This window comes from Arthrobacter sp. MYb229 (assembly GCF_002975405.1).
GTDB lineage: Bacteria > Actinomycetota > Actinomycetes > Actinomycetales > Micrococcaceae > Glutamicibacter.
On sequence record NZ_PCPS01000003.1, the window covers coordinates 69,642 to 81,528 of the forward strand.

Sequence of the window (11,887 nt, forward strand, 5' to 3'; positions counted from 1 at the left end):
ATTAACCGCTACCCGAACGGAATATTCCCGCATAAACTCGACATACAGTCATAGCTGTTGCACAGCTGAATCATAAAGTAGCCCAATGACAATAGGAGAAGCTGGTTAACATGAGCGATTCACGTTTTTCTCCCGCGCAATTACCCCGGCTGACCCATCCAGATGGCACACCCATCAAGGTCCTAGTCGTCGATGATGAACCATCATTGGCGGAACTGGTGGCCATGGGTACTCGCATGCTTGGCTGGGAAGCAACGATGGCCCACGACGGACCGGAAGCCGTAGCCACAGCGCGCTCGCTCTCCCCGGATGTTCTGGTTCTGGACTGGATGCTCCCAGGGTTTGACGGCCCCGAGGTGCTGCGCAAGGTTCGCAGTTATCTGCCAGAAGTCCCCGTACTATTTCTCACCGCGAAGGATGCGGTCGAGGACCGGATCGAAGGTTTGGGCGCCGGCGCCGATGATTACGTGGCGAAACCGTTCAGCCTTGAAGAAGTACTCATTCGCCTGCACCGTCTAGTTGAACGCTCCGGTGCCTCTACCGCGGACTCCGCAGAACTCGTAGTTGGCGATCTGGTGCTGAATCTGGATTCACACGACGTCTCCCGCGCCGGACGCTCGATCTCGTTGACCGCAACAGAGTTTGATCTGCTCAGCTACCTGATGAACAACGCCCGCCGGGTGGTCTCCAAGTCGCAAATCCTCGATAACGTCTGGCATTACGACTTCGACGGCCAAGCAAATATTGTGGAGCTCTACATCTCTTACCTGCGCAAAAAGATCGATGTCGACGCCGAATCAATGATCCACACGGTGCGTGGTGTGGGCTACGTCCTCAAGCCCGCTGCATGAGTTCATTTCCCACCGGCCTCAGGCCAAGTTCACCACTCGCGCTGCAGCGCAAACTGCTGATGATCCTCCTGGGCTCGCTGACCGCAGTCTGCGTCTTGCTCGGGCTGCTCTACAATGCCGGCATGCGCCAGACGCTCATGGACCAGCTGGACGAACAGCTCAAGGCCTCGGTGGAACGAGCCAGTAGCTACTCGGTGGGTCTAGCCCGTCCGGATCAACGCCTCTATGCGCCCGGACAGGCCGCGGGCACCCTCACCGCGCGCTTCGTGGATCGCTATGTTTTCTCCGGAGACGTGCTTGACCAGCATGGCGAACGAGTCATGCTCTCTCAGGATGACGCCATCCACCTGGTGACCATCGAGGTCAATGCAGAACCCGTACGCCGCTCGTTGTCCGTGGGCGACTATCTGCTCTCGGCGGTTCCAGATCCTGGCTCCGGAGGCGTGCTGATTGTTGGCTTGCCGCTGGATTCCACGGATCAAACGCTGCTCGAAATGGCGTGGCTGACGCTGTTCATCGCGATCAGCCTGGTGATCGGCACCGGTCTGGTGGGAACCTGGCTCATTAGCCGTTCCTTCGCCCCGCTCAAACGCGTCGCGGCGGTGGCTTCCTCGGTAGCCGCCGAAGAACTTGAATCGGGCAAGGTCGAGCTGACCCAGCGAGTCGCTTCCGAGGATGCCGTTCCAGGCACCGAAGTTGGCAATGTGGGACGCGCCCTGAACGCCATGCTAGACAACGTATCTACCGCGCTGACCGCACGTGAAAAATCTCAGGACCAGATGCGTCAATTCGTGGCGGATGCTTCGCATGAGTTGCGCACTCCACTATCGGCAATTCGCGGCTACACCGAATTGCTGTCGGCAACCGAGCATTTCTCCCCCGATGGCAGGCGCTCGGTGGATCGAGTACTGCAGCAAAGCAATCGCATGGGTTCACTGGTAGAAAATCTGTTGCTCTTGGCCCGGCTGGACGAGGAGACCTCGTTCACCATGAAGCCGCTGGATCTTTGTGCATTAACTTCAGATATCACCGAAGATTTCAAGGCCACCGCGGATGACCATCTCTGGGAATTCGCCTGCCAGGCACCGGGGACCACAGTCAATGCCGATTCGTCCTCCCTGCGCCGAGTGATTACCAACTTGCTGGCCAATGCACGCAAGCACACCTCGGCCGGCAACTCCGTAACCGTCAGCGTGGGGCAAGATCTCGAAAGCGGCGAGGCGGTGCTGCAGGTGCAGGACACCGGAGAGGGGATCTCCGAGGAGTTCCTGCCCAAGGTCTTCGAAAGATTCACCCGCGCCGACAAGGCCCGCTCCGGAATGGACGGTACTACCGGACTCGGGCTGCCCATTGCCAAGAGCATTGTCGAAGCACACCGGGGCACCATTTCGGTGACTTCAGAGCCCGGCCATACGCTCTTCGAGGTGCGCTTGCCGCTGGCGGGCGAAAAGCCCGCCAGCGGCGAAACCGCAGGCTAAGCGACGAGCGCCTAGACGATCGGTGGGGTGACGCCGTACAGACGGTCGCCGGCATCTCCGAGCCCGGGGATGATGTAGGACTTCTCGTCCAGTCGTTCGTCCATCGCGGCTAGCACGATGTGAACGCGCTCGTCGGCACCATGAATTTCCTTCAAGCGCTCCACGCCTTCTGGGGCCGCGATCAGGCAGATGCAGGTCACCGATTCGGCGCCGCGCTCGAAGATGAACTTGATCGCCTCGGCCAGGGTGCCGCCGGTGGCCAGCATCGGATCCAGCACGAAAACCTGGCGACCGGACAGGTCGTTTGGCACGCGGTCGGCGTAGGTGATGATGTCCAGGGTCTCTTCGTTGCGAGCCATGCCCAGGAAGCCGACCTCGGCGGTGGGCACCAGTCGGGTCATGCCTTCAAGCATGCCCAGGCCCGCACGCAGGATCGGCACCACCAAAGGGGTTGGCTTGGCGAAGGTGATTCCGGTGGTGGTGGCTACCGGGGTGACTACCTCGACTTCTTCGGTGCGCACCTCGCGGGTTGCTTCGTAGGCCAGCAGGGTGACCAGTTCGTCGGTCAGCTGGCGGAAGATCGGGGACGGAGTATCTTTGTCTCGAAGAACTGAAACCTTATGTGCCACCAATGGGTGGTCGACTACCTGTACGCGCATAAGTAGAAATCTATCAGCCCACCAATGAAGCAAACGAGATAAAAGCGCGAAATTCCGGCGGAAAAACTCCTTGATGTGCCCAACTAAACAGGAATCAGCGGGATTGCGGTCCCTATGGCCAGGGCCTATCGGTGTTTTGAGGAGAGCTAGTCCCCAAGCGCATGCGCCGACGACGCTAAAACACGTAAGGTAAAGGCACTATGGCGCACGAACACGAGACTTGGATGGACCTCGCCCTCGCAGAGGCCCGAGCCGCATTGGACACCGATGATGTCCCGATCGGGGCGGTCATCATCTCCCCCGAAGGCAAGCTGCTGGCTACCGGACGCAACGAGCGCGAAGCAAACTTTGACCCGACGGCTCACGCCGAAGTCGTGGCCATCCGCAACGCAGTCAAAAAACTACAGGCAGACGGCAACGCCGACGGATGGCGATTAGAAGACTGCACCCTGGTCGTCACGCTCGAGCCCTGCGCCATGTGCGCCGGAGCCATCGTGCTTTCGCGCATCCCCCGGCTGGTGTTTGGCGCATGGGATGAGAAGGCCGGAGCCTGCGGCTCGGTCTTCGACATCGTCCGCGAACCCCGCTTGAACCACTGGGTCGAGGTATACCCACGGGTCAAGGTAAAAGAGTGCGCGGACCTGCTGCGCGAGTTCTTCCGATCCAAACGCGGCTGACCAAGCACGCATATGTGTTTCGAGCCACTAACCGCGCTTTTCGCCTCGTTCGTTTTGGTGTTCTCGAAAGGTTCGTTATAGAGTTATCAGGTCTGGTGACGTGTCCGAGCGGCCGAAGGTGCAACACTCGAAATGTTGTGTACGGTAACCCCGTACCGTGGGTTCAAATCCCACCGTCACCGCCAGCGAAAACCCCGAGAATCATTGAATTCTCGGGGTTTTTCTTTGCCAGTAGCTAGTTCGCGAAGGCTGGCAAGGCAACATTCGAGGCTGGGTAATGCGGAACTCTCTAAGGTTACTTGCAATGCACGTTCGCAGATCAACCCGATGAACCCATCCTTCTTTGCCGCCAATGTCGGGACGCAAACGGCTTCGGCGGTTAGCCCATTGTTTTTTGTCCGTCCAAGGATTCGCGGATGATGTCGGCATGCCCGGCATGTTGGGTGGTTTCTGCGATGATGTGCAGCAATGTGCGGCGCACCGTCCAATGGGTATCGACAAACCATGGGGCCTGGGGCAATTCGTGGACGGTGTCCATGTCTACCTCTGCCAGCAGGTCATCGGTGCGGGCTGCGACCCGCGCATAGTTTTCCAGCAGCTCATCCAAGCTCTCTTCGGGCGACATGCGGAATTCGTTCTGGAAAGCTTCCATTGCTTCGGGTGGCATCTTGCTGAAGTCTGCCCCGTCCCAGGCCATGGCGGCCCGGCCCTTGACGATGAATTCCTGCCACTGCTTTTCCACTGCGGTCACATGTTTGATTAGGCCGCCCGGGGTCAGTTCGCTGTCCGTGGTGCGCTGTGCAGCCTGTGAATCACTGAGTCCGCGGACGGTGAAGCGCAGGAAGTGCCGGGCGTTGGCCAACGCCTGGAATAGGTCGGCGCGTTCCCCGCTCAGGGTGGTTTCGGTGGTGGCCATGGTGCTCATTGTTGCCTCCTGGCATCGGCTTCAGCCGGTATTTCCAGCTGATATCTACAAGCTTAAAAGCAATAAGTGTCAGTTTTTGTCCTAAATCAAGGCAGACTGGTTACATGAGTACCAGCACCAGATTCTTGCGTTTGATCTCCTTGCTGCAGACCCACCGCTACTGGTCCGGCGACGAGTTGGCCGAGCGGCTGGAAGTCAGTTTGCGCACCGTGCGCCGGGATATCGACCGGCTGCGCGACCTCGGCTACCCGGTGCAGGCTGACCGCGGGGTGGGTGGCGGCTACCAGCTGGCTTCCGGCGCTGCCCTGCCCCCGTTGGTCCTCGACGATGAGGAAGCCGTGGCGTTAGTCATTGGCCTGCAATCTACGGTGCATGGCGGTTCTTCCGCGTTAGCCGAAGCCGCATTGCGCGCCCTGTCCAAGGTCGTCCCGGTGCTGCCGGCCAGGTTACGGCAGCGGGCCCAGGCATTGGCTGCCAGCACCGTCCCACTGAACTCGCAGCACTCTGTTCCAGAACCGGTGGACCCCCAGGTGCTGGTGGTGTTCGCCCAGGGATGCCGCGACCGCGAACGGGTGGCCTTCGACTACCGCGACGCTAAGGGAATCGCCAGTTCAAGGCGGGTGGAACCGGCCAAACTGGTCAATGTGGGCAACCGCTACTATCTGGTGGCCTATGACCTGGATCGCGCGGATTGGCGCAGCTTTCGGGTGGATCGAGCCGAGAACGCCGTGGCGCGGGCACTGCGCTTTGCGCCGCGGGAGATTCCCGGCGGCGATGCAGCCCAGTTTGTCCGCGAAGGCCTGCGCGGATCCGGACAGCAACAGATCAGCGCGCGGGTGCATGCCAGCGCCGGGGAGCTAGCACCGCGCATCGGCCGGTGGTTCGAGATCCGGCCGCTCGATGAACACAGCGCCATGGTGCGCACCGAGAACGCCAACTTGCCTTGGGCTGCCTTCGGGCTTGCGATGAGCGAGGCGAAGGTCAGCGATGTGCAGCCGGAGCAACTGCGCTCACTGCTGGACTCATGGTCGGCAAACCTCGCCCCGGGGTCCGGGGCGTAAAAAAGGAAAACCAGAGTCAAAGATATGGTAGATGAGGGGCCCGCGATATAGCGATCGAGGTCGCACGGCCATAGCCTCTTCCTCTTGAATCCGCGGGCTAATATTCTATAAAACGGAGGCAATCGGTCTTTGGATTGGGCTGGAGTTCGATTGCCATGCCGGATGCCTTTGCAGGCCAATTCATTCGGTCAAGAATGATATTTACGCTGGAGGCGTGCTTTACCTTCTGCGGTCGCTACTCGATGTGATGCTCGTGAATTTGCGTCTCAAAATTGCTGCCGTTGAGTTCGAGATAGATCTGCCCCTCGGTCACCGAAACCGACATGGTGTTGCGTCTGGTGAGGGCCTTGGCCGCCAAATCGATGAAACCCGGGTCAAAGGAACGGACAACAATTTCATCGGCTTGGTAGATGGTCTTGCCCTTCCACGAGGCCAATAGCTTCGCCGGTTCGCGGTGCGTGTACACGGCGGCACGCTCCGCGCGTTTGCTGCCTTGGTGAAGACGCTGGGCATCCGGGGCGCCTACCTCAATCCAGGCCAAGATGCTTCCGGTGAGGTCCTTGACCAGCACCGCCGGTTCCTCCCCTGTGGATACCCCTCCGGCAGAAAATGCAATGCCTTCCTCCGCTTCGAGGCAGTAGGCTAGAACCCGGGTCACCAGATAGGCGTCGGTCTCCGAGGCTTGCTGTGCCACACGCAATGAGAGATCTTCGTAAACACCGCGATCCACATCAGCCAGTTGGACTTCGAAAGTTTGTATTGTCGCGCCGATTGCCATAAGTCACGAGTCTACAGTGGTGCGGGGCTAGCTCGCCGAGTCATAGGCGAATTCGCGCAGCTCTTGCGCACACCGGCAGGCCACCGCGATCTTTCGAGCCCAACCCAGCGCTTCCGCGCGGGCGGGCACCTCCAGCACGGTAAATCCGCCTTTGAGCTCCGAGCCCGAATAGATTTCGTCACTCACCGAACCATCTGCCGATACCAGTACCGGATCGACGCGTTCCTCGATGCCACCACCGAAGACATAGACGCCTGCCGCTTTGGCCTCGGAAATCACCGCACGGGCATCGGCGGCGACACGCGGCAACTCTTCGTCCGCAACCACCATGGCCCGGCTCGGAAACGAGATCAGATATTTAGTCATCTCCCGATTGTGCGCCCGGAGGCGGTACACGGCAATGCTTAGCCCGCTGAAGCCGGTGATGCCTACCTTGCCATTGGGTGGCTACAACGCGTTGCGCTGAGGCACGTGATGGAACGCCAGCAACGCGGGATTACTCCTGCTCGGCCGCCCAGCGCGCGGCCCGTGCGTTGAGCTTCTCGGCGAGCGCCGACAGCTCGGTGCCCGGTTCCGCGCGGCCAAGAGCCAAGCCCAAGAGGAAGGTGCTCAATGGGGCCGCTGGCCTTGCGACGTCGTGGGCAACGTGCTTGGCCACGTCGAGCAGCGTGCCTATAGATACCTCGTTGGCGTCCAAGCCGAGTTCCTCGGCCGCGGCCTCCAGCCACGGAATGAGTGCCTCGGGTGGGAGATGCTGTGCCATGATTATTTTCCTTTGCTCGCTAAGACTTAATTGGCTTCGTCGATTGACTTGAATCCTTTTGCCGCAGGCGGGCTTCTTCCAGGGCTTCGGGGGTATCAATATCCGCCGATTTCTCCACCGAAATATTGGCCCTGCTCAGCCGAAGGTTGTTGAAGGCCCGCCTGACCGGTGCATTGACGACGCCATCGCCCAGCGCCTCGCAGGCTTCGCGCAACGGCTCGGTGCGGTAGCAACCCGCAAGCCACTGGGTCCGCTCGTTGTCGTCTACCAGCACCACGCCATCCGTCCCAGAAGCATCGATGGCCGCGGAAAGCGCCTCGCAGACCGCGGCCGGATATTCCAGGTCGCAAGACAGAACCACTACCCAGTCAGCCGTCACCGCACGAAGCCCCACCGCAACCGCGGCTAACGGTCCGGCGAATTCCGGTTCTTCGCGCAGCACCACGTCCGCTTGGGTTCCAGCGGATTCGGGACCCACAACGATCACCTGGCCATTGACCGCTTCCCGGCAAGCGCGCACCACGCGATCCACCAGCCGCTGCCCGCCAAGGAGCAGTCCGGCCTTATCCAGGCCACCGAGCCGGGACCCACGGCCACCGGCAAGAATCAAAGCGTCGGCGGCCATCATGGAAGCATCCGGATTACTTGCACGCTGTCGCCTTCGGCGATGTCCCCGCGTTCAGGTTCGACCAAGGCGTACCCTTGGGCCGTGCCGAAACCACCGACGGAATGCGACACCCGCTTGGAGTGCACCACCGGATAGCAGCGCAAAGACTGCCCGTATTCAAATTCAACCGGGAGCACTTGCAGCTTCCCGGTGAATCCACGCCATCCAATCCCGGCGGTAGCGGTCAATCTCGGACGCTCGGATGTCCCGTGGCCCTGCATGGCACGCAGCGCCGGGATTACGAACAGTTCAAAGCCGACCGCCGCGCTGACCGGATTGCCCGGCAGCGCGAAGACAAACGCGCCGGCGGCCAAACGCCCGGTGCATTGCGGCTGCCCGGGACGGGCATCCAACCTCACGGCACGAACTTCTGCCTCATCTGCCAGCGCCAACCGCATCACGTCCCGTGTGCCCGGGCCCACCCCGCCGGTGCTCACGATGACGTCGTAGCTCGAACCCAGTTCGGCCAGCCTTTCGCTCACCTCGGCTACCTCATCTGGGCAATGCTGCACACTGACCTCGATGATGCCCGCCTCGGCCAGCAGCCCGCCAATGAGCAAGGAGTTTGATTCCGGGATCTGACCGCGAGTCAGCTGAGCACCGAGGGGCCGCAGTTCGGCACCGGTGACCAGCACCGCAACACGCGGCGCTCGCCGAACCAGCACCTTGGCTATTCCGGCCGCGGCCAATGCCGAGAGGCGCACCGCGGTCAGCTGGTCTCCGGCGCGGGCCACCAATGCGCCTCGGGCCAGGTCTTCTCCCCGGGCGCGGATCTCTTGGCCGGGTTGAACCGGTTTGAATACGCGCACGAGGTCTTCGGCCCAGGTGCTCTCGCCTTGATCGCCAATGGTCGATTCGACGCGCACTACCGCGTCGGCGCGGGTGGGGATGGGAGCACCGGTCATAATGCGCACCGCCTGGCCCGGCTCCAGCGGCGCATCCCAGGAACTTCCCGCGGCTACTTCGCCCACAACGCTCAACGCTATCGGCTGCTGCTCGCTAGCGTTCGACGTATCGTAGCTGCGCACCGCGTAGCCGTCCATGGCCGAGTTCTCCCACAGCGGCAGCGGGTGAGCGGCGAACACATCCTCGGCAAGCACCGTTCCGCGCGCCTCGGCTAGGCCAACCGTGCTGGTGGCTACCGGAGTGACTCGGTCAAGAATCCACGCCAGATGTTCTGCAGGGCTTATCCCCATCGCTCCTCATCCTTCATTGCCTTCAAAAGTTGTTGAGTCCCGGAAACAAGAAATATTCGAAAGGTGCCAGACGAAGCAATCATTGGCTTCATGACTAAGGAGAACATCTCTTCTCCGGTTCGCTCTCGTAGCCCGCCGGAACGCTATTGGCCACGGCCCGCACAAACTCCGTAGCGGGTTCCGCAAGCACTTGCCGCGTATGCCCCTGTTGAACGACCACACCGCGTTCGATTACCAATAATCGCTCTGCCAGGGCCAGCGCATCCGCCCCCGAATGCGAGACGACAACCGCAGTGGTTCCGGTGCGGGAGAGTTCTTCACGGACCAGCTCGCGCATCTCCACCGCCGCTTGGACATCAAGTGCGGAGAACGGCTCATCAACCAGCAGCAATTTCGGTCCTGCGGCCAAGGCACGAGCCAGCGCGACACGCTGCTGCTGCCCACCGGAAAGCGCGGCGGGTCGTTGCGTCGCGAATGCCATGAGCCCCAAGCGTTCAAGCCAGTCGTGCGCCACCTGCTGGGCGGCACGTTTGCTTAGGCCAGCCGCGCGGGCAGCGAAGGCGATATTCTCCGCGGCGTCAAAATGCGGGAAGAGCCTGGGCTGCTGCCCGAGCAGTCCGATCGCTCGGCGGTGTGGCGGCAGGTGCACACCGGGACCGGAGAGCACCGTACCGTTCAGGGAAATCTGCCCGGCTGTAAGGTGCTGAATTCCAGCTATTGCATGCACAATCGTGGACTTGCCAGCTCCGTTGGGGCCCATCAACGCGAGGGTCTTCCGGGGTTCAAGATCCAGTTGCACGTCGATTTCGAAGCTTGGTCGCGCCACACGGATTGCTGCCCGAAGCCCGGTGGTCATTTCAACGCCCCCGGACGCCACGCCCGCAGGCAAACCAGGACCAGTACCGCGGCCGCGAGCAACAACAACGAAAGCGCCACGGCTGATTCTCGTCCGGCGCCTGCCCCATTAAAAGCCGTATAGATTGCCAGTGGCATGGTCTGGGTGCGTCCCGGCGCATTGCCTGCGAAAAGCGCGGTAGCCCCAAACTCGCCCAGAGCCCTGGCGAAGCAGAGGATCATCCCGGCGAGCAACCCCGGTGCGGCCAAGGGCAGGCTGATTCGGGTCAGCACCATCCAGCGTCCGGCACCAAGCGTGGCCGCGGTCTGCTCATAGGCTGCGCCGCTGGTACGCAGGGTCCCTTCGACGGTGAGCACCAGAAAAGGCAGTGCGACAAACATTTGCGCCATCACCACCGCGGCGGTGGAAAACGGGAGGGTGAACCCCCAGAGCTGTTCCAGCAGCTGTCCAATGCCGCTAGTCCGGCCGAAGAGCAACAGCAGCGCGACTCCGCCGACCATAGGCGGGAGCACTAGGGGCACCGCCACCAAAGCACGGAGAACCTGCGCAACGTGCGGGGAGCTGCGGGCAATGAGCAGTGCCAGTGGCACTCCGAGCAGCGTGCACAGCACCGTAGCCAGCAGCCCGGTGCGCAGCGACAGGCCAAGGGCCTGCAAGGCCTGGGGGCTGGTCACATCCGCCCACAAGGTGCTCCAGGAGGCCTGCGTCAGCAATGCCATCAGGGGCAATACGAGCAAGGCCACAGCCAATACGGCGGGCAGCAATACCAGGCTCGGCGCCCGGGTGCCGACATCTACTTGGGCGGTCATTTCTGCTCGGTCTTCAGCTGTGCGGAGGTCGACGGGCTTCCGAAGCCGTATTCGCTCATCACCTGTTGTCCATGCTCGCTCAGGACATAGTCCACGAACACTTCGGCAGCCTCGCGCTTGGCAACTTCCTGTTCGTCATCGCTGGCATTGTCGACTACCGAGATGGGATACGAGTTGACGACCTTGTGAGCGTCGGGAGGAATAATGCTTTCCACGGTCGGCTCATTGGCAATTTCCGTGCGGTATACCAGCCCCGCGTCAGCTTCCCCGGTGGCAACCTTGACCAGTACGGTGCCTACGTTCTGTTCCAGGCTTGCAGCTTCAACCTGCACGCCGGCAAGATCTAGCAATTTCTTGGCCGCGGAGCCACAAGGCACTTCGGGAGCGCAGAGCACCGTGGTGGCTTTTGCCAGGTCCGCCAGCTCATTGATATTGCCCGGGTTCCCATGGGGAACGGCAATCACCAGCGTGTTGGTAGCGAAGATGCTCGCGGTGGTCGCCAAGCCGGCTTCTTGGACCGCGTCCATGTTGGGTTCATCTGCGGAGGCAAAAACATCTGTTGGCGCTCCGGCGAGGATCTGCGTCGCAAGCGTTGAGGAGCCGTCGTAGCTAATGTCGGAGAGCAGAATTTCGGGGTGCTGCTCCCGGAATTCCTGAGCCAACTGTTCGAAGGGCTCATGCAATGAGGTTGCTGCCGAAATGTTGATTTGGGTCTGCGGCTGTGCGGCGTTTTCCATCCCGCCATTAGCTGCGCATGAGCTTAATGCCAGAACAAGAAGTCCGGCTAACGCCAGCGTTGGGCGTAGTTGCATGCTCGGCTCCTTCAAAAACGGTACTTTGCCATGCTACCGCCGATGTCGCGCGCGTCACGAGTTATTTCCGCGCCGACTTCACGATCCATCACAGTTGCTCGTCCGAGGATGCCGGCACGGCCTGCGGCCGCGTGTCGCTAAGCCGAGGTGCGGCCATCTCGCCGGCGGTGCCGTACAAATTACAACTCTCGAACGGTTATCACTGTGCGGCGAGCTGGCGCATATGTTTTCAGGCTCTGGCTCGATGGCGGAAACCCCGTATTGCCGGGCCGCGCCGACACCCGCGGCGGTGGCTGACCCGGACACGGAAATGCGCCGCAGCTAGAGATATCATGTGACTGGCTGCTGCCGCTGG

Annotated in this window: 14 protein-coding genes and 1 tRNA gene; 5 read left to right on the forward strand and 10 right to left on the reverse strand. The window is 61.3% G+C overall.

Annotated features, from left to right (window positions below; translation table 11 throughout):
* The first annotated feature begins 110 nt into the window (after positions 1-110).
* Complete coding sequence (locus CQ019_RS10950) at positions 111-851, forward strand: response regulator transcription factor (RefSeq protein WP_096285408.1); 741 nt, start codon at positions 111-113, stop codon at positions 849-851.
* The gene (locus CQ019_RS10955) at positions 848-2,329 is read left to right on the forward strand and encodes a cell wall metabolism sensor histidine kinase WalK (RefSeq protein WP_105553411.1); all 1,482 of its coding nucleotides are present in this window, start codon (positions 848-850) and stop codon (positions 2,327-2,329) included. The genes CQ019_RS10950 and CQ019_RS10955 overlap by 4 nt, the downstream gene beginning before the upstream one ends.
* Before the next feature lie 11 nt (positions 2,330-2,340).
* Here the strand turns inward: CQ019_RS10955 and upp are convergent, their stop codons facing one another.
* Entirely contained in the window at positions 2,341-2,988 is a 648-nt protein-coding gene (gene upp, locus CQ019_RS10960; RefSeq protein WP_096285410.1) for a uracil phosphoribosyltransferase, read from the reverse strand.
* 200 nt (positions 2,989-3,188) lie between these two features.
* Here upp and tadA point away from each other — a divergent pair, with 200 nt between their 5' ends.
* Together tadA and CQ019_RS10970 are read left to right on the forward strand one after the other, a co-directional pair.
* Positions 3,189-3,665: a tRNA adenosine(34) deaminase TadA gene (tadA, locus tag CQ019_RS10965; protein WP_105553412.1), complete on the forward strand. Its 477-nt coding sequence runs from the start codon at positions 3,189-3,191 to the stop codon at positions 3,663-3,665.
* Between the two features lie 94 nt (positions 3,666-3,759).
* Positions 3,760-3,850 (forward strand) — tRNA-Ser (locus CQ019_RS10970).
* 194 nt (positions 3,851-4,044) lie between these two features.
* Here CQ019_RS10970 and CQ019_RS10975 read toward each other — a convergent pair.
* Entirely contained in the window at positions 4,045-4,590 is a 546-nt protein-coding gene (locus CQ019_RS10975; protein WP_219843924.1) for a DinB family protein, read from the reverse strand.
* A 104-nt stretch (positions 4,591-4,694) separates the two neighbouring features.
* On the opposite strand from CQ019_RS10975, the gene CQ019_RS10980 reads away from it, so the two are divergent.
* Complete coding sequence (locus tag CQ019_RS10980; RefSeq protein WP_105569680.1) at positions 4,695-5,651, forward strand: YafY family protein; 957 nt, start codon at positions 4,695-4,697, stop codon at positions 5,649-5,651.
* A 235-nt stretch (positions 5,652-5,886) separates the two neighbouring features.
* Here the strand turns inward: CQ019_RS10980 and CQ019_RS10985 are convergent, their stop codons facing one another.
* The 8 genes from CQ019_RS10985 to modA all read right to left on the reverse strand — a co-directional run bounded on the left by CQ019_RS10985 (position 5,887) and on the right by modA (position 11,532).
* Positions 5,887-6,429: a YaeQ family protein gene (locus CQ019_RS10985; RefSeq protein WP_096285421.1), complete on the reverse strand. Its 543-nt coding sequence runs from the start codon at positions 6,427-6,429 to the stop codon at positions 5,887-5,889.
* Between the two features lie 27 nt (positions 6,430-6,456).
* On the reverse strand, positions 6,457-6,795 hold the full coding sequence (locus CQ019_RS10990; RefSeq protein WP_105569681.1) for a YciI family protein: 339 nt from the start codon (positions 6,793-6,795) through the stop codon (positions 6,457-6,459).
* A gap of 130 nt (positions 6,796-6,925) precedes the next feature.
* Positions 6,926-7,192 (reverse strand): DUF6457 domain-containing protein, encoded by a 267-nt coding sequence (locus CQ019_RS10995; RefSeq protein WP_105553415.1) that lies wholly within the window; start codon positions 7,190-7,192, stop codon positions 6,926-6,928.
* 19 nt (positions 7,193-7,211) lie between these two features.
* Positions 7,212-7,820 carry a molybdenum cofactor guanylyltransferase gene (locus CQ019_RS11000; protein ID WP_105569682.1) on the reverse strand — a complete coding sequence of 203 codons (609 nt, stop codon included), beginning with the start codon at positions 7,818-7,820 and terminating at the stop codon, positions 7,212-7,214.
* Complete coding sequence (gene glp, locus CQ019_RS11005; RefSeq protein WP_105569683.1) at positions 7,817-9,055, reverse strand: gephyrin-like molybdotransferase Glp; 1,239 nt, start codon at positions 9,053-9,055, stop codon at positions 7,817-7,819. The genes CQ019_RS11000 and glp overlap by 4 nt, the downstream gene beginning before the upstream one ends.
* 94 nt (positions 9,056-9,149) lie before the next feature.
* Positions 9,150-9,911, reverse strand: coding sequence for a sulfate/molybdate ABC transporter ATP-binding protein (locus CQ019_RS11010; protein WP_105569684.1), 762 nt, complete (start codon positions 9,909-9,911; stop codon positions 9,150-9,152).
* Positions 9,908-10,720: an ABC transporter permease gene (locus CQ019_RS11015; RefSeq protein ID WP_105569685.1), complete on the reverse strand. Its 813-nt coding sequence runs from the start codon at positions 10,718-10,720 to the stop codon at positions 9,908-9,910. The genes CQ019_RS11010 and CQ019_RS11015 overlap by 4 nt, the downstream gene beginning before the upstream one ends.
* Positions 10,717-11,532 (reverse strand): molybdate ABC transporter substrate-binding protein, encoded by an 816-nt coding sequence (gene modA, locus CQ019_RS11020; protein ID WP_105569686.1) that lies wholly within the window; start codon positions 11,530-11,532, stop codon positions 10,717-10,719. The genes CQ019_RS11015 and modA overlap by 4 nt, the downstream gene beginning before the upstream one ends.
* Positions 11,533-11,887 lie beyond the last annotated feature (355 nt).